This is a genomic window from Pseudomonas sp. RIT-To-2 (assembly GCF_029623465.1).
GTDB classification, from domain to species: domain Bacteria; phylum Pseudomonadota; class Gammaproteobacteria; order Pseudomonadales; family Pseudomonadaceae; genus Aquipseudomonas; species Aquipseudomonas silvicola.
On sequence record NZ_JAPYKM010000014.1, the window covers coordinates 39,761 to 64,701 of the forward strand.

Annotated in this window: 25 protein-coding genes; 16 read left to right on the forward strand and 9 right to left on the reverse strand. The window is 61.5% G+C overall.

Going from position 1 to position 24,941, the window contains the following annotated elements; all coding sequences use genetic code 11:
- Positions 1 to 34: 34 nt before the first annotated feature.
- On the reverse strand, positions 35 to 1,924 hold the full coding sequence (ilvD, locus tag QBK88_RS14605) for a dihydroxy-acid dehydratase (protein WP_277962543.1): 1,890 nt from the start codon (positions 1,922 to 1,924) through the stop codon (positions 35 to 37).
- Between the two features lie 101 nt (positions 1,925 to 2,025).
- Here ilvD and QBK88_RS14610 point away from each other — a divergent pair, with 101 nt between their 5' ends.
- From QBK88_RS14610 to QBK88_RS14625, 4 genes are all read left to right on the forward strand, one after another.
- Positions 2,026 to 2,937, forward strand: a complete 912-nt coding sequence (locus QBK88_RS14610; protein WP_277962544.1) for a LysR family transcriptional regulator — start codon at positions 2,026 to 2,028, stop codon at positions 2,935 to 2,937.
- 99 nt (positions 2,938 to 3,036) lie between these two features.
- Positions 3,037 to 3,354 (forward strand): hypothetical protein, encoded by a 318-nt coding sequence (locus QBK88_RS14615; RefSeq protein ID WP_277962545.1) that lies wholly within the window; start codon positions 3,037 to 3,039, stop codon positions 3,352 to 3,354.
- A gap of 483 nt (positions 3,355 to 3,837) precedes the next feature.
- A complete protein-coding gene (locus QBK88_RS14620) occupies positions 3,838 to 4,308 on the forward strand; it encodes a GNAT family N-acetyltransferase (protein ID WP_277962546.1) in 471 nt (156 codons plus the stop codon).
- A gap of 406 nt (positions 4,309 to 4,714) precedes the next feature.
- On the forward strand, positions 4,715 to 5,269 hold the full coding sequence (locus tag QBK88_RS14625; RefSeq protein WP_277962638.1) for an ATP phosphoribosyltransferase regulatory subunit: 555 nt from the start codon (positions 4,715 to 4,717) through the stop codon (positions 5,267 to 5,269).
- Positions 5,270 to 5,362: 93 nt separating this feature from the next.
- Here the strand turns inward: QBK88_RS14625 and QBK88_RS14630 are convergent, their stop codons facing one another.
- Complete coding sequence (locus QBK88_RS14630; protein WP_277962547.1) at positions 5,363 to 5,674, reverse strand: DUF1330 domain-containing protein; 312 nt, start codon at positions 5,672 to 5,674, stop codon at positions 5,363 to 5,365.
- An 81-nt stretch (positions 5,675 to 5,755) separates the two neighbouring features.
- Positions 5,756 to 6,589 carry an enoyl-CoA hydratase/isomerase family protein gene (locus QBK88_RS14635; protein ID WP_277962548.1) on the reverse strand — a complete coding sequence of 278 codons (834 nt, stop codon included), beginning with the start codon at positions 6,587 to 6,589 and terminating at the stop codon, positions 5,756 to 5,758.
- Positions 6,590 to 6,870: 281 nt separating this feature from the next.
- On the opposite strand from QBK88_RS14635, the gene QBK88_RS14640 reads away from it, so the two are divergent.
- The 3 genes from QBK88_RS14640 to QBK88_RS14650 all read left to right on the forward strand — a co-directional run bounded on the left by QBK88_RS14640 (position 6,871) and on the right by QBK88_RS14650 (position 9,607).
- Entirely contained in the window at positions 6,871 to 7,770 is a 900-nt protein-coding gene (locus tag QBK88_RS14640; RefSeq protein WP_277962639.1) for a LysR family transcriptional regulator, read from the forward strand.
- A 171-nt stretch (positions 7,771 to 7,941) separates the two neighbouring features.
- Positions 7,942 to 8,646: a PAS domain-containing protein gene (locus QBK88_RS14645; protein ID WP_277962549.1), complete on the forward strand. Its 705-nt coding sequence runs from the start codon at positions 7,942 to 7,944 to the stop codon at positions 8,644 to 8,646.
- A 46-nt stretch (positions 8,647 to 8,692) separates the two neighbouring features.
- Complete coding sequence (locus tag QBK88_RS14650; RefSeq protein WP_277962550.1) at positions 8,693 to 9,607, forward strand: pyridoxal-phosphate dependent enzyme; 915 nt, start codon at positions 8,693 to 8,695, stop codon at positions 9,605 to 9,607.
- 8 nt (positions 9,608 to 9,615) lie between these two features.
- Here QBK88_RS14650 and QBK88_RS30890 read toward each other — a convergent pair whose 3' ends face one another.
- Complete coding sequence (locus tag QBK88_RS30890; protein ID WP_445764936.1) at positions 9,616 to 9,756, reverse strand: helix-turn-helix domain-containing protein; 141 nt, start codon at positions 9,754 to 9,756, stop codon at positions 9,616 to 9,618.
- Between the two features lie 95 nt (positions 9,757 to 9,851).
- Positions 9,852 to 10,418 carry a cysteine hydrolase family protein gene (locus QBK88_RS14655; RefSeq protein WP_268143053.1) on the reverse strand — a complete coding sequence of 189 codons (567 nt, stop codon included), beginning with the start codon at positions 10,416 to 10,418 and terminating at the stop codon, positions 9,852 to 9,854.
- A 658-nt stretch (positions 10,419 to 11,076) separates the two neighbouring features.
- Here QBK88_RS14655 and yjdN point away from each other — a divergent pair.
- A complete protein-coding gene (gene yjdN / locus QBK88_RS14660) occupies positions 11,077 to 11,505 on the forward strand; it encodes a VOC family metalloprotein YjdN (RefSeq protein ID WP_277962551.1) in 429 nt (142 codons plus the stop codon).
- A 950-nt stretch (positions 11,506 to 12,455) separates the two neighbouring features.
- On the opposite strand, the gene QBK88_RS14665 is transcribed toward yjdN, so the two are convergent.
- Positions 12,456 to 13,373: a LysR family transcriptional regulator gene (locus QBK88_RS14665; RefSeq protein ID WP_277962552.1), complete on the reverse strand. Its 918-nt coding sequence runs from the start codon at positions 13,371 to 13,373 to the stop codon at positions 12,456 to 12,458.
- Positions 13,374 to 13,498: 125 nt separating this feature from the next.
- Between QBK88_RS14665 and QBK88_RS14670 the strand changes: the two genes are divergently transcribed.
- The 3 genes from QBK88_RS14670 to QBK88_RS14680 all read left to right on the forward strand — a co-directional run bounded on the left by QBK88_RS14670 (position 13,499) and on the right by QBK88_RS14680 (position 16,251).
- Complete coding sequence (locus QBK88_RS14670; RefSeq protein ID WP_277962553.1) at positions 13,499 to 14,257, forward strand: 5-oxoprolinase subunit PxpA; 759 nt, start codon at positions 13,499 to 13,501, stop codon at positions 14,255 to 14,257.
- A 150-nt stretch (positions 14,258 to 14,407) separates the two neighbouring features.
- Positions 14,408 to 15,280 carry a 5-oxoprolinase subunit B family protein gene (locus tag QBK88_RS14675; protein WP_277962554.1) on the forward strand — a complete coding sequence of 291 codons (873 nt, stop codon included), beginning with the start codon at positions 14,408 to 14,410 and terminating at the stop codon, positions 15,278 to 15,280.
- A complete protein-coding gene (locus tag QBK88_RS14680; protein ID WP_277962555.1) occupies positions 15,277 to 16,251 on the forward strand; it encodes a 5-oxoprolinase subunit C family protein in 975 nt (324 codons plus the stop codon). The genes QBK88_RS14675 and QBK88_RS14680 overlap by 4 nt, the downstream gene beginning before the upstream one ends.
- 107 nt (positions 16,252 to 16,358) lie before the next feature.
- Here the strand turns inward: QBK88_RS14680 and QBK88_RS14685 are convergent, their stop codons facing one another.
- A complete protein-coding gene (locus tag QBK88_RS14685; RefSeq protein ID WP_277962556.1) occupies positions 16,359 to 17,033 on the reverse strand; it encodes a methyltransferase domain-containing protein in 675 nt (224 codons plus the stop codon).
- A gap of 142 nt (positions 17,034 to 17,175) precedes the next feature.
- Entirely contained in the window at positions 17,176 to 18,012 is an 837-nt protein-coding gene (locus QBK88_RS14690; RefSeq protein ID WP_277962557.1) for an aldo/keto reductase, read from the reverse strand.
- Positions 18,013 to 18,317: 305 nt separating this feature from the next.
- On the opposite strand from QBK88_RS14690, the gene QBK88_RS14695 reads away from it, so the two are divergent.
- Both QBK88_RS14695 and QBK88_RS14700 read left to right on the forward strand, forming a co-directional pair.
- A complete protein-coding gene (locus QBK88_RS14695) occupies positions 18,318 to 19,082 on the forward strand; it encodes a hypothetical protein (protein WP_277962558.1) in 765 nt (254 codons plus the stop codon).
- A 98-nt stretch (positions 19,083 to 19,180) separates the two neighbouring features.
- Entirely contained in the window at positions 19,181 to 19,996 is an 816-nt protein-coding gene (locus tag QBK88_RS14700) for an alpha/beta fold hydrolase (protein WP_277962559.1), read from the forward strand.
- Here QBK88_RS14700 and QBK88_RS14705 read toward each other — a convergent pair whose 3' ends face one another.
- Positions 19,997 to 20,443 (reverse strand): DUF6678 family protein, encoded by a 447-nt coding sequence (locus QBK88_RS14705; protein WP_277962560.1) that lies wholly within the window; start codon positions 20,441 to 20,443, stop codon positions 19,997 to 19,999. It lies immediately after the preceding gene.
- 201 nt (positions 20,444 to 20,644) lie between these two features.
- Between QBK88_RS14705 and QBK88_RS14710 the strand changes: the two genes are divergently transcribed.
- The 3 genes from QBK88_RS14710 to QBK88_RS14720 all read left to right on the forward strand — a co-directional run bounded on the left by QBK88_RS14710 (position 20,645) and on the right by QBK88_RS14720 (position 24,939).
- Entirely contained in the window at positions 20,645 to 21,151 is a 507-nt protein-coding gene (locus tag QBK88_RS14710) for a sigma-70 family RNA polymerase sigma factor (RefSeq protein ID WP_268143037.1), read from the forward strand.
- Positions 21,148 to 22,113, forward strand: a complete 966-nt coding sequence (locus tag QBK88_RS14715; RefSeq protein ID WP_277962561.1) for a FecR domain-containing protein — start codon at positions 21,148 to 21,150, stop codon at positions 22,111 to 22,113. Before QBK88_RS14710 ends, QBK88_RS14715 begins: the two co-directional genes overlap by 4 nt.
- Before the next feature lie 87 nt (positions 22,114 to 22,200).
- Positions 22,201 to 24,939 (forward strand): TonB-dependent receptor, encoded by a 2,739-nt coding sequence (locus QBK88_RS14720; RefSeq protein ID WP_268143035.1) that lies wholly within the window; start codon positions 22,201 to 22,203, stop codon positions 24,937 to 24,939.
- Positions 24,940 to 24,941: the final 2 nt, after the last annotated feature.

Here is a 24,941-nt window from a genome sequence, read left to right on the forward strand (position 1 = left end):
AGGTACACATTCGCACCACGACCTGACGGTGGTTTTATCCGGATGGAGCCGCACACCTAAAGGTCGGCTGAATGCGCCGCTGAACCTGCGTCACATCTCGCACCGCGCCGCGCGCGGCGTTGGTTGTCAGTGCGGCGTAGGCTTGGAGGGCCGGGGAGACCATGCGAGCACGTGGAGCGGGTTGCCACGCCTGCTCCCCGCGTGCGTGCATTGCTCGGTAGCGCTGACGCAACGTCTCATCGCCCAGCCGCAGTGCAATGCTGCGCCCTGGAATGTCGATCCTGATCACATCGCCTGTTTCCACCAGCCCGATCAGTCCCCCCTCGGCTGCCTCAGGTGACACATGGCCGATGGACAGCCCCGAACTGCCTCCCGAAAAACGACCATCGGTCAACAGCGCGCAGGACTTGGCCAGCCCTTTGGACTTGAGATAACTGGTGGGGTAGAGCATCTCCTGCATGCCGGGACCTCCCTTGGGGCCTTCGTAGCGGATGACCACGACATCGCCAGCACAGACCTGGTCACCGAGGATGCCCGCCACGGCGGCTTCCTGGCTTTCGAAGACTATGGCTTTGCCTTCGAAAATCAGCATCGCCGGGTCTACGCTGGCAGTTTTGACGATGCACCCCTCAGGTGCCAGGTTCCCGAACAGAACTGCAAGCCCGCCATCCTGGCTGAACGCATGCTCCACACAACGGATCGCACCGGCACTACGGTCGGTATCTAGCTCTTCCCAGCGCGCCGCCTGGCTGAATGCTTTCTGGGTGCGAGCGTTGCCTGGTGCTGCCCGGAAGAACGTCTGCACCTGATTGTCTGGGTGACGAGCGATATCCCAACGGTCCAGAGCGTCTTTGAGGGTCGGCGCGTGGATGACCGACAAGCGCGTATCGATCAAACCCGCCCTGTCCAGTTCGCCAAGAATCGCCATGATGCCTCCGGCGCGGTGCACGTTCTCGATGTGGACCTGGTTGCTCGCCGGAGCGACTTTGCACAGCCAGGGAACGCGGCGTGACAACTGGTCGATGTCGGCCATGGTGAACGTCACACCGCCTTCACGCGCGGCGGCCAACAGGTGAAGAACGGTATTGGTCGATCCGCCCATGGCGATATCCAGGCTCATGGCATTTATGAACGCGGCTCGATTGGCAATGTGGCGCGGCAACGTGCGCGCGTCATCTTGCTCATACCAACGCTTGGCCAGTTCGACGATCAAACGGCCACTTTGCCGAAACAGCTGCTCGCGGTCGGCATGGGTCGCGAGCGCTGTACCGTTACCCGGCAGCGCTAGGCCCAGGGCTTCGGTCAGGCAGTTCATCGAGTTGGCGGTGAACATTCCGGAGCACGAACCGCACGTGGGGCAGGCGGCGCGTTCGACAGCCGCAACCTCTTCGTCGCTGTAGTCGTCATCGGCCGCGATCACCATGGCATCGATTAGGTCCAGAGACTGGTATCGCCCTTTGATCACCGCCTTGCCGGCCTCCATTGCACCACCGGAAACGAACACCGTGGGGATGTTGAGGCGCATGGCAGCCATCAGCATGCCCGGGGTTATCTTGTCGCAGTTGGAAATGCACACCAAGGCATCGGCGCAGTGGGCGTTGACCATGTATTCGACGGCGTCGGCAATCAATTCTCGCGAGGGCAATGAATAGAGCATACCGTCGTGACCCATGGCGATTCCGTCATCGACGGCAATGGTGTTGAACTCCTTCGCCACGCCACCCGCCAGTGCGACCTCACCGGCCACGAGCTGACCGAGGTCCTTGAGGTGAACGTGGCCGGGAACGAACTGGGTGAAGCTGTTGGCGATGGCAATGATCGGTTTGCCAAAGTCGTTATCTGTCATGCCTGTCGCACGCCACAGGCTGCGGGCGCCGGCCATGTTGCGGCCATGGGTGGTAGTTCGAGAACGATAAGCGGGCATGGAGTCCTCCTGGGCTGTGGGTATGGACTCAGGCTAGAGATCCAGAGGATGATAGTGAAATATATTATTTATGCTTTATTAGGTCGGCAGGGATATAAGTGATGGACGTGCGCCAACTCAGGCATTTTGTGGCGGTGGCTCAAACCCTGCATTTCAGTCTGGCGGCACAGCGCCTCTGCATGACACAACCGCCGCTAAGCCAATCGATCATGGCGCTGGAGCGCGAACTGGGTGCGCCGTTGTTCGTGCGCACCAAGCGCAGCGTGGCGCTGACGGCGTTTGCCGAGCAATGGCTGCCCCAGGTGTTGGCAGCGCTGGAGGGTATCGACCGGCTGGGGAACACCGCACAGGCCATGCTGCGAGGGCAGGCTGGCAAGCTTGAGCTATCTTTTGTCAGCACAGCGGATTACAGCGTTCTGCCTGCATTGGTAGAACAGTTTCGACGTTCGTACCCTGACGTTGAGCTGTCGCTGATGGAAGCTACCAGCGACGTCCAGATCGGCGCACTGAGCGAAGGGCGAGGGCACGCCGGCATCGTGATCGCCAACCCGGGCGCGAGTATTCCCGATCAGCTTGTGTACCGGACACTGGTGGTTGAGCCGCTGATTGCAGCTGTGCCTGAGGCATGGTTATCGGAGGGGCGTCTGGACTTCGGTGGAGGCCGATTGTCTGCGGCAGCGATGATCGCGAGTCCCCTGGTGGTCTTCCCCCGACGTGCCGCCCCGGCATTCTATGACCTGGTCACCGAGTATTACACCGCTTGCGGCGGGCGCCTTCACATTGCCCAGCATGCCATTCAAATGCAGACGATCATCAGCCTGGTCTCGGCTGGCATGGGTATCGCCTTGGTACCGGCCTCGTTGAGAAACCTGGCGCGCTCGGGGGTACGCTATCTCGATTTGGACAGTCATGGACCTCACCTTGAAACTGGCCTGGTCTACCGCCGCAATGACACGACGCCGACACTCGCCAATTTTCTGTTGATGGCAGAACCTGCCTGGGTCAGCCGCTGACGTCAGGATGGCCGCAGCCGGCTTTAGGTCGCTCTGTGCCTGCTTCTGGCCGGGTTCCGCCCGACACGAAAGGCTGCAATGGATCGATAGACGCGTTATTTGAACGCTGCAACGACAGGTATTAAAATTGCAGAAGGTGCACCCGCCAGAAAACAGAATTTCCCCAGCTGCACCACCAGCCTGATGATCTTCGCCCGTGAAGTATTCACCTGGTTGCCTAGTCGAGCCGCCCAGGCAATCCCCGGTGCACTGGGGGTTACAGCCAGTAAAATAAACAGTAGCCCGAACCTCTGCACACCCGCTGCGGTCCATGGCGCCAAGCCTGAGCTTGCCCCCAGTGAAAGCGTTGCGCAAATCAGCCACGCCATGATGATGGCTATGCCCGACCTGACAAGGATCAGGGCAGCGTCTACTTGAACGCTGATGAGTACTCGCTTCACGAGTGGCTACGTATTGGCTGGTTCATGGCATTACCGATGAGCAAGTAGCGTTCTGCTTTGGAAGGAGTATTGTCTCGCGGTTCCGGCCAGTGTAGCCGGCAAGTACCCGGACTACCGCGGGCCCAGGCTACACAGGCCCAGTGCGGCGCTGTCGAACAGGTGGCACTTTTTTCAGACAGGCATCTTGGGTTCAGGCTTTTTTCGCGACCACCCGCTTCTGGCCGGTGGCAGTCCATCGAGCGCCTCTGCGCCCCGAAGTTTGCACTCTTTTCTGAAACATCAGATGATGCCCCCATGACTACGTGCAGCCGCATAACCATGATGCGCCCCATGATGACCGCCTTCGGCGGGCCATAGGGCGTTGCGCGTGTAAGTCCCACGCATCCCCAAAGCCCCGCCACCAACGGCCGGGGCTTCTTTCATGCTCCGGTCATGAACATTCATGACAAGGAGAGTGAGCATGCTGCAGATCCGCCCCGCCAGGTACAGCGACGCCGAGGTCGCTTTCGATATCCGGCTTCAGGCCATAAGACACCAGTGTATTACCGTCTACACGCCCGAACAGGTTCAAGCCTGGACGGACGTGCCCCTGACGGACCGGTACCGGGCCAGTGTGGAGCGGCAGTACCACATTGCCTGGTGGGGCGACGTGGCGGTTGCGACGGGGCTGATCGATTTCCAGTCCGGGGAGCTGGGCGCTCTCTTTGTGCTGCCCGCGTACATGGGGCAGGGCATTGGCAAGGCCATGATCCAGCACCTGGAACAACTGGCGCTTGCGGCTGGGCTTGCTGAAATTCATCTGGACGCGACCCCGAATGCTACTGCGTTCTACCATCGGTGTGGCTACCAAGGGGAGGTTGGTGGCATCTATACCTCGCCATCGGGGCTTGAGCTGGCATGCACGCCCATGCGCAAGCGATTGGTTGGCTGAAGGGACTCCAATAGCGTTTCGCTCTGGACGTGTTAGACCCGGGCTGTGTGAAAACGGGATTAGCGGCCCGCGTCATTGGCCTGCGATGGGTAAAAAGATACAGCAGCTTGTGAGCGCTTCCAGAATTGTGCGAGGATCAGCTATGACTCAATTAATTCCAAGCAATCGCCGTCATCATCACGGACCTCACTCAGGGTGCCGCGGTTGCTCACGCTCATCGAATGCTCAGAATTTTAAACATCCATTCTGACCAATCAATGAACCAAACCAAGGCGCCAATGGCGCCTTTTTTATTGCCTGTAAAATGGAGATCTATAAATGACAATGCTTCGCGGAACTCGAATAGTGACAGGGAAAGAAGCTGCAACCATGCGTGAGATAGAAGGCAGATTTCGGAGCTACCTTCATCGATGCCGGGGCTGAAGAGGCCATAGTTCCTGCATTGTGGGGCCAAGACACGTTTATTGAGAAAGCCGGTGGAAGTGAAATAATCGGACAAATGTGGGCCTTTGATGACAAGGCCGGACGTCCTTGTTGTCTCATCCCAGAAGCAACCGCGCTTTTTCAGGAGCGCAACAAGGCACTTCTCGGGGCACGAGACGAAGCGATGTTTTTCTACGTGGCGCGATGTTACCGGTATGAGCGACCTCAAGCCGGTCGGTATCGCGAATTCACTCAACTGGGACTGGAAATTCTGAGTTCCACACCCGCGCAGGCATTGCAGCGTAGCCAAGCGATTTGCACCGGCTTTCTTGACTCGCTGGGACTCGAATATGAACTTAATCTCGCAGTGAAGCGTGGCCTGAGTTATTACCTTGAGGGCAATGGATTTGAGGTGCGTTGCCCTGTGCTGGGGGCACAGCAGCAAGTTGTCGGCGGTGGAGCTTATCGTGAAGGAGCTGGGTTCGGTATCGGGCTTGAGCGACTGGTGCTTGCCTCTGAGGTGGCTCGGAGCCTTTGATGTTCAAGGCGCTTCCGGCAGGGAGCGCTTTCAAAACCGACAGGATGGCACCGCCCTGGAGTGTCTAACCTTCTAATCGTCGAGATCGTGCCATCAGGGTGCGGAGGCGGCCACGTTTGGTAAGCCTTCTACGATAAACACGCGGTAGTCTGCTCCCTTTAACCTGTGCTTCAGCGCTTTTTGGTACAGAGGGCTATCGTAGGCAGCCTTGGCATCCGTCAGGGTCGGAAACTGAAGGATAACGGCACCATCTACTGGGGCGCCCTCAAGTGTTTCCACCGCGCCGTAGAAGGCGAGTGGGGTGACTGGATGGCCTGCCGACGCGGCCCCCGCCCTTTCCTCATACATCTTGAATTCCTCTGCATCGGTGATGCGATCTCTGACGTAAACAACATAAGCTGTCATGGTTTATCCTCGGTGCATTCATGAGCCGCAGATCGTTTTGATTACGGCCCACATTGGGTGGTCAGTCAGTTATCGGAGTCATTAAGCGGCAGGTAGATCGCCAAGCCGTTCGGCAAAATTCAGCTCAAACTCACCGACTTTACCCAGCCCTGCATCGAGCATTTTTGTGAATGCATTCTGAGCTTCGGGCCACAGGTCTACGCCCTGAAGGATATGGTTCGACATCCACAGATCGCCTTCGGTGGGAACGCCTGCACGAGCGTTTACCATTTTCTTGCCGGTCTCCAGAGCACGTTTCTCGAAGCGTCCCATGCGGTGTGCAAGCGCATCGACGAACGCGTCGAGTTCAGCATCAGGGAGAGCCCGGTTCACGAAGCCATATCGCTCGCCGAGGTCAGCGTCGAAATCATCAGCGCTGCACACGATCTCCAGTGCGCGGGAGCGTCCCACCAGCGCCGAAAGCCATTCAACACCGCCACCCCCAGGAATCGATGAGCCACCAACTTCAATCAATGCAAACTGTGCGTGCTCCTTGGATGCGAAACGCATGTCGCAGGCCAATGCAAATTCAAAGCCCTGAGCACGTGCCCGGCCACGTACCTTGGCGATGCTGATCACGGAAGACTGTGCAAGGCGCGTGACCCACTTTGGCCAGTTCCCAAAGAATGGCATTGCCCCTGGTTGATCGGGAACGGTCAGGCGATTTTCGACATCGTGGTGATTCATGAAAAAATCTGGATCGGCGCTCTCGAACACAACGACTTTGAGGTGCTCATCCTTCTCGATGTTGTCCATCAGTACGTTCAACTCGGCAAACGTCTTCGGATCAAACAGGGCGAGCGGTGGATTGTTGAAGATGACGCGCCAGTACGCTTGGGATTCCGTAACGATGGTCAAGCGGTTAGCAGTGTTCATAGGTGTTCTCGGCTTTTGCGATCTGGGAGAGATCGTCGGTTTTAAGAAAAGCCCGATCGCTCTTGCCGTTGCCGCTGGATCGCCAAAGGCATAGCCTTCGAACGCCCGGCTCAGGGCCTCACGAACAGGCTGATAGGCTGCGATAGCTTCTGAATAGTCGGCAGATGAAGGTTGTTGAAGTCTGCGTTGTGTTGATCATGGTATGCCGTTGACCGGTCTGGATTAAGGCAGGTAACGTGCATAACACTAATGACACATCAGTCACTAATTCGGAGTTGATTGTGGAGACGTTGAGTGGCCTGGAGATTTTCGTCGAAACCGCGCAGAGCCAGAGCTTTGTTGCGACGGGCCGGAAAATGGGGATATCCGCGTCTGCTGTCAGCAAGAGCATCTCCAGGCTTGAAGAGCGGGTCGGAGTCAGGCTCTTCCAGCGAAGCACTCGGACGGTAAGACTGACGTCCGAGGGTGAAGTGTTTCTGGAAAGGTGCAGGCGTATCCTCGGCGAGATCCAAGCCGCAGAAGACGATCTTTCGGCGCTGACGACGTCCCCTCGTGGACGTTTGCGCGTCGGCTTGGCCCTTGTTGGAGGATTGCCTTTGCCGTTTATCTCCGCATTCATGGAGCGCTATCCAGAGATACAGTTGGATCTGGATTTCACTGACCGCATGGTGGATGTGATCGACGAAGGGTTCGACGTGGTTATCCGGGGTAGCGAACTCCAGGATTCCCGGCTGATGTCCCGACCACTCGGGCCTTACCGGTCATGCCTTGTAGCGTCGCCGGCATACCTTCAAACGCGAGGTATTCCGACCCAGCCCAGCGATCTCTTGAATCATTCCTGCTTGCACTACCGGTGGCAGAATTCAGGGAAGCTCTATCAGTGGCCTTTCAAGAAACAACAGGCCATTCAGGCAGGTGAGTCTCTCCCGGTCACTATGGTCTGCAGCAACGTAGAGGCGCTGATCTACCTTGCGCAGGCAGGCCGAGGGATCGCGTGCGTACCTGATTTCGCTGTCAAAGACAGCTTGGCTGCCGGGCGTTTGGAAAAGGTACTCAGCAGCAGCCTTGCAGGGGGGAGTACCTTCCACGTCGTTTGGCCAAGCAGCAGGCAAATGGCGCCCAAAGTCCGTGCATTTGTAGACTTCGCCGTAGAGAACTTTTCCAACGGACTGGTCAGTTGATTGCCAAGGGCACCAGTACGGTCTGGGTCCATATTCCCCCTCGCACGCTTCTGGCCGATGGCTGCTCCAAGGACCGAACACTGTTGAACGATGGCGGAAAATTTTGACGTTATGTTGAAAATATCACTGGCATGGTGATAGTTTTACACAAATTGTTGAATTAAGACTTCCATGACCTCACCCCTGACTTTCGACGAAGATAGCGTCCTGGCGCTTTTGACGAGCACTGTCCGGGCCATCGGCAGCGTACTGCCTGGCAACGCCGAGCTTGTGCTTCACGACCTTCGAAAGCCCGAATACTCGATTGCCGAGATCGCGAACGCGCACGTGAGCGGGCGGAAAAAAGGCGATTCGGTACTCGCCGGAATGCGTGCGGACAAAGCCTTCGCCAGCGTGCTGGAAGAGAAGGATGAGCCTGTGTCGCTGGTGCTGGACTACCCGACGCTTTCCCGCGAAGGGCATGCGCTGCGCAGCAGCACTGCGTTTTACCGTGGCAGTAATGGCCGGCCTTTCGCTGCGCTGTGCATCAACGTCAATACTGCCGGGATCAGCGACGCCATCAACCTGCTCCAGTGTCTGGTTGGCGCTGTCACGCCGCTCCCCGCAGCAGTGGCGCACGTCCCCGAACCGAATGCCGAGCCTGGACCCGACAACGTCGAGGACCTTGTGCACGCCATCATCAGAAGCGCCACTGAGCAGAGCCCTGGCAGCGGTCGAGCCAATACCAAGCGAACAAACCTGTTGGCCGTGCAGGAGATGCAGGAAAAGGGGATTTTCCTGATCAAGGGCAGCGTAGAGATGGCCGCCAGCGCCCTGGGGGTCACCCGCTACACGGTTTACAACTACCTGGACGAGCTGAAGAACGCGCCACGCTAACGCCGGCCAGGACCTCATCGGTACCGCATTTTTCGGAACTCACTACATGCCTCTGAGTATCAACACACCTCTTTTGCAGTCACTGCCTCTGAGCCACGCCACCGGCACCCAGGTGTGGATGAAAATGGAGGCATTGCAGCCTTCGGGTTCTTTCAAGATTCGAGGCGTCGGTCACGCCTGCGAGCAGCACCACGCCCGAGGTGCCAAGCGCTTCATCTCTTCGTCGGGCGGTAATGCCGGGCTCGCGGTTGCCTATGCTGGGCGTCGATTGGGCGTTCCCGTGGTCGTGGTCGTGCCAGAAACAACCTCGGAGCGAGCCAGAATCCTTTTGGGCCTGGAGGGCGCCGAGGTCGTCGTGCATGGCAAGTCATGGTTCGAAGCCAACGAACTTGCCCGTTCGTTAGAGACACCCGCCGACGCCTTCGTCCACCCGTTCGACGATCCGCTTCTGTGGGAAGGGCATGCATCGATGATCGACGAGGTCGTTGCCGAAGGTGTACGCCCTGATGCCGTGGTTCTTTCTGTTGGCGGCGGTGGCTTGCTCGCCGGTGTCGATCAAGGGTTGCGCCGCAATGGGCTGGGCAGCGTGCCGATCTATGCCGTCGAAACGCAAGGCATGGCGTCGTTCAATGCGTCGATCCAGGCGGGGGATTTGACCGAGATTCCAGTGGTGTCCGGGGTGGCCACCTCGCTGGGGGCGCGGCAGGTCTGTCAGCGGGCGTTTGACGTGTCGAAGGAGCGCCCCGTGGTGCCCGTGCAAGTCACGGACGCAGAGGCGGTGAGTGCCTGCCTGGCCTACCTGAACGACCACCGCACACTGGTTGAGCCGGCGTGCGGCGCCTCTCTGGCGCTGCTTTACGAGAACAAGCTGTCCCTGCGAGCGCATAGCAACGTGCTGGTCATCGTGTGCGGCGGCTGCACCGCAACCATCGAGTCCCTGTCCGGGTTCCGTGGCTGTTGAGCCATGATCTACCCGTAGGCGCCGGGTGTCGTGCCGAACACCCTGGAAAAATGCCGCGCCAGATGGGTTTGGTCGAAGAAGCCGCAAGCCACTGCAACATCCGCCAGCAACGCTCCGGCCCCGCACGCCGAAACCGAGGTTGTTGCCATGGCGGTTCAGGCAACGGGTGCCCGGCTGCATTCCGGGCACGGGCCATATTCAGCGAAGTCATCGCGCCAATGGGTCCACATCCATCACTCCGTTTTTACCTGTGCTGGCTTGGGGAAGGGCTTGAGCCCTGAAAATCGAGTGTCCCGCTCTCCTGTGCGACGATCTGCACCCCGAAGCTCTTGATCGCAGGCAACGTAGCGGTGTGATGGGCAATGATCTGCGCCGCCGTTGCATGGGCCTTGTCGTGGGTTGTGTGGGCATCGCTGGCCAAGACCACGTTGTAGCCCAGGCCCGCCGCACGTCGTACTGACGTATCGATGCAGAATTCGGTGGCGTAGCCGCATACCACGACGTCAGTGCAACCGGTTTTCGTCAGGACCGCTTGCAGCGCTGTCTGAAGGAAGGCGTCGGGCGTGGTCTTGCGCACATAATGATCGGCGGGGGTGGTTTCCAGCCGATGGTCCAGTTTCCAGGCATCGCTGCCGTGCCTGAAATAATCACCGGTGGTGGCTTCATGCTGGACGAAAATAACCGGTACGCCGTGGCTTCTTGCTCGGTTTGACAGCGCATTGATGCGGCTGATGACGTCTTGCGAGTCGAATGGCGGCGGGCTTGAGGCGAACAGGCCGTGCTGGACGTCGATGACGATAAGCGCTTTCACTGAGGTCGTTTCCCTTGATTCGGTGAGTGGGGGCTGTCCCAACCGGACGCTGAGGCAGAGGATACAATTTCCCGGCGCGACACTTCTATTGCTTGATCAACCCGGGGGAGGGTACCACCTCGGCCATCCGTCGGCGCCCCGGCACTTGCAGCTTGCGCCCATCCTCCCATGTACAGGCGCGCAAATTCTGCGCTCCCGATGGGAGAATCATGATGGTGAACTTGAATAATGGACCCGAGGCAGCCTACCCAGGGCCAGCCGACAGTACGCCTGAGACCGCCGAAGACCATGAGTCCGGTCTTGAGCAAACCAGCTCCGAACCCAAGCAGGGAACGGATGAACGCCCCGAGGATTGGAACCCACCCCCGGCGGACCCAGAGGCTGATCAGGATGCGCAGCCCGACGGTGAAGAAGGCGCTGTGAAAACGGACAGCTTGATCGATTCCGAATAGATGCCTTGCGATAGCCATACCGCCATCGTGCAGAAGCTGGCTTGCCAGCGAGCTTTTCAGCGGTTGAAGAAAGCTCGCCGGCAAGCCAGCTTCTGCTGTTGCCAGTCGGCCCACCCGCAGGTCCAATCTCCTCCCCACAGTGCTGGCAAGGCCTAGACTGTTCAAGGGTGGCGCATCTCGCGTCGCCACTGTCCGGGAGCAACGTGATGAACGTCCAACCCTATATCTTCCTGGCTGGCACCTGCCAGCAGGCCATGGATTTCTACTGCGCCGTGCTGGGTGCCACGGTGCAGTTCAAGATGACCTATGCCGAAGCGCCCGAGCCTTCAACGGGCAGTGACTGCCCGTCCGCGCCACCGGACGGCATCATGCACGCCAACCTGCTGATTGGTAGCACGCAGTTGATGATGAGCGATGACCCCAGCCCCGATCAGAAACCCCATGCCGGCTATGCGCTGTCCATCGCGACCGATGACCTGGCCAAAGGCAAAGCCTGGTTTGATGGCCTGAGCGAGGGCGGTACCGTGCGCATGCCCTTTGGCGAGACCTTCTGGGCGCAGGGATTCGGCATGCTCACCGACCGCTTCGGTGTGCCATGGATGGTCAACGTCGAAAAGGTCACCGGCGCTGCGTAGCGGCCCCGGCCGCGTTCCACCCTGTGGGAGCACACCTTGCTGGCGAAGGAGACACCGCAGTCCAACAGGTACACCGCGCTGCCTTCTTCGCTAGCAAGCTACGCTCCCACCAGGACGGGAGTACCGTACAAGCACTGCGTAGCCTGTGGGAGCACAGCTTGCTGGCGAAGGGGACACCGCAGTCCAACAGGCACACCGCGCTGCCTTCTTCGCTAGCAAGCTACGCTCCCACCAGGAGGCGAGTACCGTACAAGCACCGCAAGTCTGTGGGAGCACAGCTTGCTGGCGAAGGAGACACCGCAGTCCAACAGGTACACCGCGCTGCCTTCTTCGCTAGCAAGCTACGCTCCCACCAGGACGGGAGTACCGCACCAGCACCGCGTAGCTTGTGGGAGCACAGCTTGCTGGCGAAGGAGACACCGTGGTCCAACAGGTACACCGCGCTGCCTTCTTCGCTAGCAAGCTACGCTCCCACCAGGACGCGAGTACCGCACCAGCGCCGTGTAGCCTGTGGGAGCACAGCTTGCTGGCGAAGGCTACGACGCGGTCCATCAGGTACACCGCGCTGCCTTCTTCGCTAGCAAGCTACGCTCCCACCAGGACGGGAGTACCGTACAAGCACTGCGTAGCCTGTGGGAGCACAGCTTGCTGGCGAAGGAGACACCGCGGTCCAACAGGCACACCGCGCTGCCTTCTTCGCTAGCAAGCTACGCTCCCACCACGGACGCAGGTACCCCACCAGCACCGCATCGCCTGTGGGAGCACAGCCTGCTGGCGAAGGGTGCAACGCGCTCCAACAGGTACCACCAGGACGCGAGTACCGCACCAGCACTGCGTAGCCTGTGGGAGCACAGCTTGCTGGCGAAGGGGACACCGTGGTCCAACAGGCACACCGCGCTGCCTTCTTCGCTAGCAAGCTACGCTCCCACCAGGACGCAAGTACCGCACTTTCAGCGCCGCGCAGCCTGCTGCTGCGGCGCCAGGAATGCATCATGAAAGTAATTGCGAACCGCCTGCATGGCGGGACTCAGCTCCCGCTCGCGATGCCAGGCCAGCCCGACGCTCATGGGCGTGACCGTGTCGGTGATGGTCAGGGTTTCAATGCGCTTGCCTTCCAGCGACCAGGGGCGGTGCACCAGGTCTGACAGAATCGCCACGCCACTACCGTTGGCCACCATGCTTCGCACCGCTTCGACGGAACTGGTGCGCACCCGCACGTTGGGCTGCTGGCCCGCCAATTGCCAGTAGCGCATGGCGCTTTGTTCAGCTTCGTCCACGGTCAGCAGAATGTAGGGCTCCTTCGCCACGTCGGCGAGGCTGACCGCCGAGCACTCGCACAACGGATGGTGGCCGGGCAGCCACAACCGGCGCTCCGAGTTGAACAGCGTTTCCGAGACGATGTCCGGGTGCTTCAGGTTCGCGGTCAGGACCACGGCCATGTCGAATTGGCCTTCCAGCAGGCCTTGTTCGATGGCGTGGCGTTCCCGTTCATGAACGTGGATGGTCACGTCCGGGTGCCAGTGTTCGAGGCGCTGCAGGTGGTGCGGCAGGAAGTAGCCGAGCACCGTGTAACTGGCGGCCAGGTGCAGCAGGCCGCTGGCACGCATGTCGGGCAGGGGGCTGTTCAACGCATCGTCGACGCTGCGCACAATCACGTAGGCACGGTTGAGAAAGTGCCGCCCGGCCTCGGTCAGGCTCATGCCTTGGGCGGAGCGCTGGAAGAGCAGCACACCCAGCATGCTCTCAAGCTCCTTGATCGCCGTGGTCACCGCCGACTGAGAGATGTTCAAGTGAATGGCCGCTTGGGAGATTTGCCCGATCTCGGCCGTGGCGACGAAATAGCGAACCTGGCGCAGGGTCAGGGACATAGGCGCTCCAAACGACGAGGTATCTGTTTTTCAGAAGATACCCTATCTGTTAATAGGTCTTCCCAAGGGGGTAGGAGGAATCTAACGTGGTGGGCACCAAGTCACAAGTGTGGAGAGGGCGCGTCATGCAGGCAGTGGATTTCAACTCGGACATGGGTGAAGGCTTTGGCCCGTGGACCATCGGCGATGGCGTGGACAATGAGCTGATGGGCTTCATCAGTTCGGCCAACATCGCCACCGGGTTTCATGCCGGCGACCCCAGCACCATGCGCCGTACCGTGGAGCATGCCAAGCGCCTGGGCGTGGCCATCGGCGCGCATCCGGGATTTCGCGACCTGGTCGGTTTCGGTCGCCGGCACATCAATGCCCCGGCTCAGGAACTGGTGGACGACATGCTGTATCAGCTCGGCGCGCTGCGTGAGCTGGCCCGGGTGCAGGGCGTGGCGTTGCAGCACATCAAACCCCACGGTGCGCTCTACATGCACCTGGCCAGGGATGAAGAGGCGGCACGCTTGCTGGTGGTCAACCTGCGCCGCCTGGAGCCTGAGCTGTTGCTGTATTGCATGCCGGACTCGGTGATCTGGCGGGTGGCCCAGGAGCTGGGGCAGCCGGTGGTTCGCGAGTTCTATGCCGACCGTGAGTACGACCTCAGCGGCTCCATCGTCTTCACCCGCAACGTGCGCGCCTACGACCCGGCGCAGGTGGCGGCCCGCGTGCTGCGTGCCTGCCAGCAGGGCGTGGTGCGCACGGTCGAGGGCCAGGACCTGCCAATTGAATTCGATTCCATCTGTTTGCACAGTGACACGCCGGGGGCCCTTGCGTTGGTCGAGGCTACCCGTCGGGCGCTCGATGCTGCCGGTATCGAGGTGCGCGCCCCCCGTTGATGTGAAAACACCTGGCCCGCAGAGGCCAGGGTTTTGCGGTAAATGCTTTGCCTGCCTTTCTACAACTATTCCAAAGGGAACAGACATGGCCGAACACCCGGTAACCACTCAGTGCTTCGAGGTAGCCGCGGGCGCACGCGGAGGTGCGGCATGAGCACGCCCATTCGTTACAGCTTTGGCGCCGACGAGCATCTGTTCGCCGAAGTCAGCGACAGCATGTCCCTGGATGCCTTCTTCAAGGGCCTGGCCGTGACCCGTGCGGTAGAGCGCCTGGCGCTCGATGGCGTGCTGGATGTGTGCCTGGCGAACGCTTCGTTCCAGATCCGTTTCGACCCCGACCGCATCGCCCCCCACGACCTGCTTGAAGCGGTACAGGGCGCGGAGGCCGAGGCGGTTGCCGAGCGCACCCTGCAGACGCGGATCATCGAAATCCCGGTGCTGTACAACGACCCCTGGACCCACGAAACCCTGATGCGCTTTCGTGACCGCCATCAGGACCCCAGCGCCACGGACCTGGAGTACGCCGCGCGGATCAACGGCCTGGCGGACGTGGAGGCGTTCATCGCCGCGCACAGCGGCGCGCCGTGGTTTGTCTCCATGGTTGGCTTCGTGGCCGGGTTGCCGTTCATGTTTCAGATGGTCGAGCGCGAGCGCCAGTTGCAGGTGCCCAAATACCTGCGCCCCCGTACTGACACGCCAAAACTGACCCTGGGGCATGGGGGCTGCTTTGGCTGCATCTACTCGGTACGCGGTGCCGGTGGCTATCAGATGTTTGGCGTGACCCCGGCACCGATCTACGACCCACAGCAGAACCTGGCGTACCTTCAGGAGCACATGGTGTTCTTTCGCCCGGGCGACATCGTCCAGTTCAAACCTATCGACCGCGAGGCCTACGACCACGCCGTGACCGAAGTGGAGGCGGGGCGTTTCGACCTGCGCATTCGCCCGGTGGAGTTTTCCCTGGACGCGTTCCTGGCCGACCCGGTCGGTTACCCCAAGGCCTTGCAGGAGGCGCTGGCATGATCAAAGTACTGAAACCCGGCCTGGCCACCTCGGTACAGGACCTGGGCCGCGAAGGCTATTACCACCTGGGCATTCCGCCGTCCGGCGCGCTGGACCAATATGCTTTGAGCGCCGCCAACCAACTGGTCGGCAACGCGCCAGGGCTGGCGGCCCTGGAGTGCACGCTGGTCGGGCCGGAACTGGAGTTTCAGCACGATGCGCTGGTAGCCGTGTGCGGCGCGCACATGACGGCACGGGTCGATGGCGTGGACATGCACCAGGACACGGCATTCAAGGTGAGGGCGGGGCAGGTGCTGCGCTTCGATTTCCCCAGGGCCGGTGCCCGCGCCTATGTGGCGGTGGCCGGTGGCATCGATGTTCCCGTGGTGCTGGGTAGCCGGTCGACGTACGCGTTGGGTGGCCTGGGTGGTTTTCAGGGGCGCAGGCTGGTGGCCGGTGATGAACTGCCGTTGGGTGTCGCCAGCGGCAAAGGCCGCGCCGGCAACAGTTTGCCCATGGCGCTGCGCCAGTCCCTGGGTGGCGAAATCACCCTGCGGGTGGTCCCAGGGCTTTACTACCAGCGCTTGAGCGAAAGCGCGGCGCAGAATTTTTTCGCCGAGCCCTGGACGGTCGGCTCGGAAGCCGACCGCATCGGTTACCGCTTCAAGGGGGGGAGCGCGTTGAGCTTTCAGCCCCGTGAGCAGCCGTTCGGTGCGGGTTCCGACCCTTCGAACATCGTCGACAGTTGCTACCCCATCGGCTCGATCCAGGTACCGGCCGGCCTGGAGCCCATCGTGCTGCACCGAGATGCCGTGTCGGGTGGAGGGTACGCGATGATCGGCACGGTGATCAGCGCCGACCTGGACCTGATCGGCCAACTGCAGCCCAACCAGAAAGCCCGCTTTGTGGCGGTCACCCTCGAGGAGGCGCTGGAGGCGCGACGTTCCTACAAGAAAAAACTGGGCTGCCTGGGCAAGCTGTTTCCGTCCTGAACAGGCCCCCGCAGCGAAGTCACTGTCTTGTTGCAGGCGCTGGCGTGTCAGCGAGCTTTTTGGCCTTCAGCTCGCGGTGCAAGGCCGATGGTTCGCGTAGCGGCGCATCACACCGGCTGCCGCTCGCCCACCAGCAACAACGCCTGCGGCACGGCACTTTGCGGGTGTTGTGGCTCCTGCAGGTCAGCCAGCCTGAACCCGGCCATCTCCAGTGCCCTGACCCAGCTGGACAAGGTGCGAAAATACCAGGGCATCGGCTGCCACTGGCCTTGGAACCCGGCGAAGGTTTCCTCCCGCCATCCGTCCTGGTAGTCACCTGCCGACACCGCCCACGGGTGCAACGTCTGAATCACCAGCGCGCCGCCAGGGGCAAGCAGGGCGTGCATGGCGGCGAGCAGGGGGATGATGTCCTGATGCAGCAGGGCAAAGTTGGCGCAGACCACGTCATAGCCGCGGCCGATGTCCACGTGGGCTTCTACCAACGCCGCATAGCTCGCCACATGCACCGGTGCGCAACCTGCCGCCCGCGCGGCCTGCGCCAGCGTGGCATCGCCGTCCACCCCCACTGCCTCGATGCCCCGCTGCGCCAACGCCCGCAGCAGCCAACCCTCACCGCAGCCCAGGTCCAGAACACGTTCGGGTTGGCGGCCCAGCACGGCCATGACGATGGCCTGGTCAGTCACCTGCCGACGGCTTTCGATACTGCCGTTGCGGATGGCGTCGATCCAGGCGTTGGCATTGTGGTGCCAGCTTTGCAGCAGAGCGGATTCAGGGGAGCGCATGATGGTGTCCGGCATAAGGAAGTGACGTGAATGATAGCCGCCAGGGGGGCGAACCAGCGTCAGCGACTTTTGACCCACAGCCCGAACTGGGGCCAGGCGGCGTGCGAGGGCACACGCCGCCTGGCGGAGAAGGGACGGGCCCTCAGATCCCCATTTCAATGGTTTCCGGGTCAGGCCCCAGCCGCCCGGTCTGCTTGAGCTGGGCGATGGCTTCAAGCTCCTGGTGGCTGAGCTCGAAATCAAACACATCGATGTTGGCCGCGATGCGCTGGGCATTGGACGAGCGTGGGATCACCACATGGCCGTTCTGCACGTGCCAGCGCAAGATCACATGGGCAGGTGTTTTCCCGTGACGCTGGGCGATTTCGGCGAACAGCGGCAGTTTCAATAACTCGCCGCCCTGGCCCAGCGGGCTCCAGGACTCGGTGACGATGCCCTTGTCCCGGCACCATTGGCTGAGCGCCTGCTGGTTGAAGTCGGGGTGAATTTCGATCTGGTTGACCGAGGGCACCACGCCGGTGTCATCGATGATGTGCTCCAGGTGTTCGGCATTGAAGTTGGACACACCGATGGAGCGCACCCGGCCTTCCTGCTGCAGGCGCACGAACGCTTTCCAGGTGTCGCGGTAGGCACCTTTCTTCGGGATCGCCCAGTGGATCAGGTACAGGTCCAGGGTCTCCAGGCCCAGGCGCTTCAGGCTGGCGTCGAACGCGCGCAGGGTGCTGTCGAAACCCTGGTCGGCGTTCCACAATTTGGTGGTGATGAAGATCTTCTCTCGGGCCAAGTCACTTTCTGCCACGGCACGGCCGACCCCGGCTTCGTTGCCGTAGATCATCGCGGTGTCGATGTGGCGGTAGCCGGCAGCCAGCGCGGCTTTGGATGACTCGTAAGCCTGGGCATCATCCAGTTGCCAGACGCCAAGGCCCAGCTGCGGAATCCGGACGCCGTCGTTGAGGGTAATCAGTGGGGCGGATGGCATGAAGGTCTCCTGATCGGTCTTGAGTGAAAGGTCTGTAGGCGTTCGAGAGGGAGGCGGCCGATAAAGTTGCGATGGATGTCGACGCGGTCTGCCGTTTCAAGCGAACCCGCAGGGTAGTGGGCTGTAAAGTCGCTTTGCAAGCAAGTGGCCTGATCTTCATGGTGGCAAGGCAAACGCGGACCTGCAGTGGACCTGGCCACGTCACAGGCGCCGCGCAGCCTTGCACGGTGATAAAAAACGCCTGTGGCGGCCCCGCATCCATTAGCATGGGGGCCGCCAAAATTATTGATCAGCCCTATCCATCGATGACTGTCTTCTACCTCAAGCTGCTCTTCACACCTGCGCTCATGCTCGCCATTTCCCTGGCCGGCCAGCGGTGGGGTACTCGCCTGGCGGGGCTTCTTTCCGGGTTGCCGGTGACTTCCGCACTGGTGATGCTGTTTCTCAGCCTTGAGCAAGGGACAGACTTCGCGCTGGTGGCCGTGCCGGGGGCGCTGGCAGGGGTTGCCGCGGTCCAGGCGGCCTACCTGTTCTACTTCATCGCGGCGCAACGTGCCGGCGTGCTCGTGGGCTGTATCGCCGCGTTGCCGGTGTATGGAACCACTGCCTGGCTGATGAGCCATGAAGGCGGGCTGCCCGGCTCCGTCCTCGTGGCGGTGTTGCTCATTGGCTCGATCATCGTCCTGACGTCGAAACAGGCCCAGGCACCTGCGGCCCGACTGGTGCCGGTGCCGCGCTGGGTCATCCCGATGCGCATGCTCACCGCGACCCTGTTGCTGCTGGCCATCACGGCCAGCGCCCAGTGGCTTGGGCCGGTTGCCAGCGGCATGCTGGCGCCGATCCCGGTCATTGCCTGGCCACTGACGGTGTTCGCCCATGTTCAGGGCGGCAGCCAGGAAATGGGCAAGATCGTCAGGGGCAACGCCCTGGGTGGTGTTGGCGTGGTGGGCTTCTACCTGACGCTGGAATTTTCCATGGCCAGATGGGGCGCTGGGCTGGCCATCGCGGCCGCGGTGGTGCTGGCTGTGGCGGCGACGTTCACGTTGGCGCGGTTGCTGGACAAGCGCTGACCAGGTGCCAGAATCACTACGCACTCAAGCACACCACCGCCGCAGGTCATCGGTACGGTAGTCAGCGCATTTGCTGCGGTGATAAACAGGACACCACCATGCTCGATCTGCCAAACACCGCGATCATCGAAGGCAACGCCGTGCGCTGGGGAATGACTGGCCGCGGCCCAGCGTTGGTCGCCATCCATGGCACGCCTTTTTCCTCCCAGGTGTGGCGAAAAATCGTGCCGCACCTCGCGGACCAGCGAACGGTCTATTATTTCGACCTGGTCGGTTACGGGCAATCCGAACAGCGTGCCGGGCAGGACGTGTCGCTGGGGGTGCAGAACAGGGTGTTGCACGCCCTGTTCCAGGTATGGGGCCTGGACCGCCCGGATGTGCTGGCCCACGACTTTGGCGGCGCCACGGCGCTGCGGGGCTATTACTTGAATGGGCTGCGCTATGCCTCGCTGACCTTGTTCGACGCGGTCGCGCTTGCCCCTTGGGGCTCGCCCTTCGTTCAACACGTGCGCCAGCACGAACAGGCATTTACCGGGTTGCCCGATTACATGCACCGCGCGCTGTTGAACGCCTACCTGCAAACCTCGGCGCATCAGCCGTTATCGCCGCAGGCCCTGGAGATCTATAGCGCCCCCTGGGTGGGGCCGGTTGGCCAAGCGGCGTTCTACCGCCAGATCGCCCAGATGGACCAGGCCTTCACCGACGAAATCGAAGGGCAGTATGGCCCGCTCGATTGCCCGGTGACGGTGCTATGGGGGCGCCATGACCAGTGGATCCCCCCTGACAAGGGCGAGGAGCTGGCGCGGCGCATTGGCGGCAAGGGCTGCACGCTGATCGAGGAGGCAGGGCATCTGGTCCAGGAGGATTGCCCGGAGGCCATTGTAGCGGCAGTGCTCAACACCCTCGCGCGATAGTCATCTGGCCGGTTCAGGCAGGGGAAAGTGGTCATGGGATTTGGGCAGGTAGCCCCATATCCTCAACACGTCGCCGCGTACTTCGAACTCGAGCCCGATGCTGGCGACGGCACTGACGATCTCGTCCGTGTGATCGATGAACTCACGCGGCAACAGTATTCCTTTCAACGGCGCGGCTTCGTACAGGCCGATATCAAACCATTCCACGCAGGCGAATGGATACGGCAGGTGGCCGAACCACTCAACGTCCCAATGTGACACATAGCCGGACACGGATCGGTAGCGGTAAGAGGGTGTCCACCGATCGCGTGCGCGAAAGTGGTCGATCAGCTCGTTCCATTTGGTGTTGTTCGCGGCGCTGGTCAGGTTTCTGGCAACCACGGCTGCACGGATTTTTCGGCGCATCGTTTCATTGTGGCCGGCGCCGGCGTGAGGTAACTCGCTCATGTTCTGTCCTGGCGGTTCTTTGCCTCATTGTCGCCCAGGTCTGCCGTGGCCGGGTAGTGGCCTTTGAGGAGGCGGCCAGGTGCGCGGGTGCAGGATGGCTGATTGCGCCTAAAAGAATAATCAAATAATTTTATGTTACTTCATATTTAATATTAGTGAACTGATACTCGCCGCTCGTCTTTACTCAGCTGAGCGTGTGTCATGAAAGCTGCATTGGTTGCTGATGATCCCGTCAGCCTGATCTTCAAGGACAATTACCGGTGGCTGTGCGGTCGCCTCCAGCGTTCTACAGGCTGCCGCTTCGATGCCGAAGACATTGCCGGCGATACTTTCGTGCGCGTGCTGAAGCTACCCGACGTGACGGCGGTGCGCGAGCCGCGTGCCTTGCTGACCACCATCGCCAAGCGCCTGATGTTCGAAAGCTGGCGCCGGCGTGATCTGGAGCGGGCCTACCTGCTGTCGTTGAGCCAATGCCCGGTGGCCACCCACCCGTCCCCCGAAGAGCGCGCCGTGCTGATCGACACCCTGGTGACCCTGGACCGCGTGCTCGACACGTTGCCCGGCCAGGGCAAGGCGGCGTTCGTGCATAGCCAGTTCGGCGGCATGTCCTACCCACAGATCGCCGAGCACCTGGGGTTGTCCCTGAGCCGCGTTCAGCAGTACATGACCGAAGCCTTCAAACTGTGTTTTCTGGCGACCCTGGAATGATCGACGCCGACCTGCAGCGCACCATCGATGAAGCCGCCCACTGGCTGGCGCGCCTGCATGCCCACGACTGCCACGACCAGGAACGCGAGGCCCTGGCGCAGTGGCAGCGGGCCGACCCGCGGCACCGTGAGGTGTTCGAGAAGATGGCCGGGCAGGTCGGCAGCCTGCGGGCCCAGCCGTTGCTCGATCAGCCGCAGGAGCAATTGGTCCAACTGCTGAACGTGCCTTCCACCAGCCGGCGCCGGGTACTGGGAGGGCTGGCGACGCTGGGCATGGTCTTGGCGGGCCTGGCACAGTTCGAACCGCGCCTGCGCCCCGGCTGGCTGGACGTTGGCCTGAGTACCGGCACCGGGCAGCGCGCGACCTTCACCCTGGGGGACGCAAGCCGGCTGACACTCAATGCCTGCAGCCAGGTCGACCCCGATATGAATGCGCGGCAGCGCCGCCTGGTGATAGGTCATGGCCAAGCATACCTTCAGTGCCAGGCCGACCCTCGCGGGCCGCTGGTCATCGCCAGCCACTACGGCCAGGTACTCAGCCAGCAGGCCAGCCTGGTCATCAGCCAGGACGAGCAGGGCGCCCGGCTGGATGTGTTGCAGGCCAGTGTGCTCTTGCAGGCCCGGGATGGCCGTGCGTTGACCATCAAGGCCGGGCAGAGCGCTGTTTTCAACAACCAGGGCACCGTGGCGCTGGGCCCCACCCGCGGCAACCGCCTGGCCTGGTTGAACGGCCAGCTGGATATAGATAACGAACCGCTGGCCACCGTGGTGGATGCGCTGCGGGCCTACCGACGGGGTATCGTGCGGGTATCACCGGCTGCCGCGCGGTTGAAGGTCAGCGGTGTGTTTGTGCTGGACGACACCGACACCACCTTGTCGCTGTTGGCGCTGAGCCTGCCCATTCGGGTGACGCGTCACACCGACTACTGGCTGAACATCGATGCGCTGCATGAACCGGCATAAGCTCAGGTGAATTCGTTCCAAGCACTTTCTGCAGTTTTTTTCCGGCCGTTGCTCATTACCGGAAATCCCCCTGGAAGTGCCGCCCCGATGCCTAGAACCGCGCTACGAATATCCTCCTCCACCCTGGCCCTTCTGCTGGCCAACACCGTGCCCGCCGTGGTGGTCAGTTCGGTTATGGCGGCCGAGGAAAGAACCGAAACCGCCTTCGATGTCAGCCCCGGAACCCTGAGCGACGTAGTGCTGACTCTGTCCCGGCAGAGCGGCCAGCCCATCGCCTTCGACCCGGCCCTGTTGCAAGGCCGCAACGGCCCCGCCATCAAGGGTAGGCGCAGCCTCGACGAGGCCCTTGAGCAAGCGCTACGTGGCAGTGGCCTGCAGTTTGGCCACAGCCAGAACGGGCTGTACATCAGTGCCAGCGCACAGGCATCGGCCAGCACCAGCCAAGGCAGTGGCTCTACCCTGCAAGCCGTTGTGGTGACGGGCAACCGCAGTCAGCAACCCCGCACGGTGGCCAGCAGCCCATCGCCTATCGATGTCATCAGCCAGGACCAATTGATCCAGACTGGCGCCACGTCGCTGCGCGATGCCATCAAGCACCTGGTACCGTCGTTCAACGTGCAGAGCGCCTCAAGCTATTCGCAGGATAGCATCGCCCGGCCGGCGACCCTGCGTGGCCTGTCGCCGTCCCAGACCCTGGTACTTGTCAACGGCAAGCGCCGCCACGCCAGCTCCCTGGTCAACGCATCGCGGGAATCGACACTGGCCAACGCCATCGACCTGGACCTGATTCCGCTCAGCGCCATCGACCATATCGAGGTGCTGCGCGATGGCGCCTCGGCGCAGTACGGCTCGGACGCCATTGCCGGGGTGATCAACATCATCCTCAAGCAGAACGATCATGGCGGCCAGACCGTGAGCAAATACGGGCGTCGCTCCGCCGGTGACGGCCAGCAGTTGTACCAAAGCCTGGACCAAGGGTTCGCGCTGCCCAACGACGGCTTTTTCAACCTGGCCCTCGATGGCCGTTCCAACAAGAGCGCCAGCACCGCCGAGGGTGCCACCGGTGCGTTCTACGGCCTCAATGGCGCGGCCCCCGACAGCCGCGACGCCACGGTGGGCCGGCACGTGTTCGGCGGCGGCCTGCCGAAGATCAAGCAGATCAATGCCAGCTACAACGCCGAACTGCCATTGGCCGACGACCTGACCCTGTATTCATTTTCCACGGTGAGCCAACGCGACGGCTGGATCGGCGCCAACTTCCGCCGGCCCAACGCCACCAGCGACGGCATCAGCAACTCGGCCAACAACGTGCTGTCGATCTACCCCAACGGTTATACCCCCCTCTACCGCTCCCGGGAGACGGACTTCCAGACCACCTGGGGTGTCAAAGGGGTAAGCCACGAATGGAACTGGGACCTGAGCACCAGCTATGGCCGGGACAAGGTGGAGCAGGACCAGCTGGATTCGCTCAATGCCTCACTGGGGGATAGCAGCCCCACCAAGTTCCACCTCTACAACTCCATCTTCGACCAGTGGACCAACAACCTCGATTTCAGCCGCGCGCTGGACCTGGGCTGGCACAGCCCGTTGCAGGTGGCGTGGGGCCTGGAGCATCGCTACGAGCGTTATAAGACCCAGCCGGGTGATGCCGCCGACTCCCAGGTAGGCGACTACCAGATTCGCGGCGTGCCGGCCGTGGCTGGCGTGCAGGCTGCCAGCTACGTATCCGACAGCGAGGCGGCCGACATCGACCGAAACAGCTATGCCAGCTACATCGACCTGGGCACCAACCCCACCGACAAGCTGTATGTAGGCGTCGCCGGGCGGCTGGAGGACTACGAAGGCGACGTGGGGCGCAGTGCCAGCGGCAAGTTCTCAGCGCGCTACGCGCTGCGTGACAACTTCGCCTTGCGCGGCACCTTGAGCAATGGCTTTCGCGCACCGTCGCTGTCGCAGATCGCCCACCAGCAAAGCTCCAGCGCCAACTACACGGTCAACGCCCAGACCGTACTGGTGACGTCCACCGATGTGGCCGCCGACTCCGCCGTGGCCAAGCAACTGGGGGCCACGTCGCTGAAACCGGAAAAGTCCACCAACCTGAGCCTGGGCTTCACCTGGCAACCCACCGACAACTCCAACCTGGCGGTGGATGCCTACCAGATCAAGATCAAGGACCGGATCGTGCTGACCGGGTTCATCAAGGACAGCGGCAATGGCGTGGTCAACAGCATTCTGTCCTCGGCCGGTTATGCCGACAACACCTGGGTGCGTTTCGCCACCAACGGCATGGACACCACGACCAGCGGCCTGGACGCGGTGTATGACTACACCCAGGACCTGCAGCGTTATGGTTCGGTGAAGTGGGGGGCCGCGCTGAACTGGAACAACACCAGCATCGACAAGGTCAAGAACAGCCCCGCGGCCCTGACTGGGTCCGGCAACACGCTGCTGGACCGCACCGCGCGCTCTTATTTCACCAAGGCCTACCCCAAGACCAAGCTGATCCTGAGCGCCGACTACACCTATGACCCCTTCACCGTGCACGCCGCCATGACCCGTTATGGCTCGCACACCGACGTCAGCAGCGAAAGCCATTACTACGACGTGAAGTACGGTGCGCAATGGATCACCGACCTTGAACTGGGGTGGTCCCTGACCCACGACCTGAAGGTGGCGGTGGGCGCACAGAACCTGTTTGACGTCTACCCGGCCCACAAGGGCTACGACCTGACCAGCAACGCCGCGGGATTCCCGTCCACGGGCAGCAACACCCCTTACGACGCCTATGGCGCTTATTACTACACCACGTTGACTTACAACTATTGAGA

What these genes read in the sequence shown, in the direction of transcription:
- QBK88_RS14610 (WP_277962544.1), top strand. Translation starts at nt 2,026, where the DNA reads ATGGACGTGCGCCAACTCAGGCATTTTGTGGCGGTGGCTCAAACCCTG.
- QBK88_RS30890 (WP_445764936.1), bottom strand. Translation starts at nt 9,756, where the DNA reads ATGGCAACAACCTCGGTTTCGGCGTGCGGGGCCGGAGCGTTGCTGGCG.
- QBK88_RS14675 (WP_277962554.1), top strand. Translation starts at nt 14,408, where the DNA reads ATGAGCACGCCCATTCGTTACAGCTTTGGCGCCGACGAGCATCTGTTC.
- QBK88_RS14690 (WP_277962557.1), bottom strand. Translation starts at nt 18,012, where the DNA reads ATGCCATCCGCCCCACTGATTACCCTCAACGACGGCGTCCGGATTCCG.
- QBK88_RS14650 (WP_277962550.1), top strand. Translation starts at nt 8,693, where the DNA reads ATGCCTCTGAGTATCAACACACCTCTTTTGCAGTCACTGCCTCTGAGC.
- QBK88_RS14705 (WP_277962560.1), bottom strand. Translation starts at nt 20,443, where the DNA reads ATGAGCGAGTTACCTCACGCCGGCGCCGGCCACAATGAAACGATGCGC.
- QBK88_RS14715 (WP_277962561.1), top strand. Translation starts at nt 21,148, where the DNA reads ATGATCGACGCCGACCTGCAGCGCACCATCGATGAAGCCGCCCACTGG.
- QBK88_RS14700 (WP_277962559.1), top strand. Translation starts at nt 19,181, where the DNA reads ATGCTCGATCTGCCAAACACCGCGATCATCGAAGGCAACGCCGTGCGC.
- QBK88_RS14620 (WP_277962546.1), top strand. Translation starts at nt 3,838, where the DNA reads ATGCTGCAGATCCGCCCCGCCAGGTACAGCGACGCCGAGGTCGCTTTC.
- QBK88_RS14685 (WP_277962556.1), bottom strand. Translation starts at nt 17,033, where the DNA reads ATGCGCTCCCCTGAATCCGCTCTGCTGCAAAGCTGGCACCACAATGCC.
- QBK88_RS14670 (WP_277962553.1), top strand. Translation starts at nt 13,499, where the DNA reads ATGCAGGCAGTGGATTTCAACTCGGACATGGGTGAAGGCTTTGGCCCG.
- QBK88_RS14680 (WP_277962555.1), top strand. Translation starts at nt 15,277, where the DNA reads ATGATCAAAGTACTGAAACCCGGCCTGGCCACCTCGGTACAGGACCTG.
- QBK88_RS14635 (WP_277962548.1), bottom strand. Translation starts at nt 6,589, where the DNA reads ATGAACACTGCTAACCGCTTGACCATCGTTACGGAATCCCAAGCGTAC.
- QBK88_RS14630 (WP_277962547.1), bottom strand. Translation starts at nt 5,674, where the DNA reads ATGACAGCTTATGTTGTTTACGTCAGAGATCGCATCACCGATGCAGAG.
- ilvD (WP_277962543.1), bottom strand. Translation starts at nt 1,924, where the DNA reads ATGCCCGCTTATCGTTCTCGAACTACCACCCATGGCCGCAACATGGCC.
- QBK88_RS14665 (WP_277962552.1), bottom strand. Translation starts at nt 13,373, where the DNA reads ATGTCCCTGACCCTGCGCCAGGTTCGCTATTTCGTCGCCACGGCCGAG.
- QBK88_RS14710 (WP_268143037.1), top strand. Translation starts at nt 20,645, where the DNA reads ATGAAAGCTGCATTGGTTGCTGATGATCCCGTCAGCCTGATCTTCAAG.
- QBK88_RS14720 (WP_268143035.1), top strand. Translation starts at nt 22,201, where the DNA reads ATGCCTAGAACCGCGCTACGAATATCCTCCTCCACCCTGGCCCTTCTG.
- QBK88_RS14695 (WP_277962558.1), top strand. Translation starts at nt 18,318, where the DNA reads ATGACTGTCTTCTACCTCAAGCTGCTCTTCACACCTGCGCTCATGCTC.
- yjdN (WP_277962551.1), top strand. Translation starts at nt 11,077, where the DNA reads ATGAACGTCCAACCCTATATCTTCCTGGCTGGCACCTGCCAGCAGGCC.
- QBK88_RS14645 (WP_277962549.1), top strand. Translation starts at nt 7,942, where the DNA reads ATGACCTCACCCCTGACTTTCGACGAAGATAGCGTCCTGGCGCTTTTG.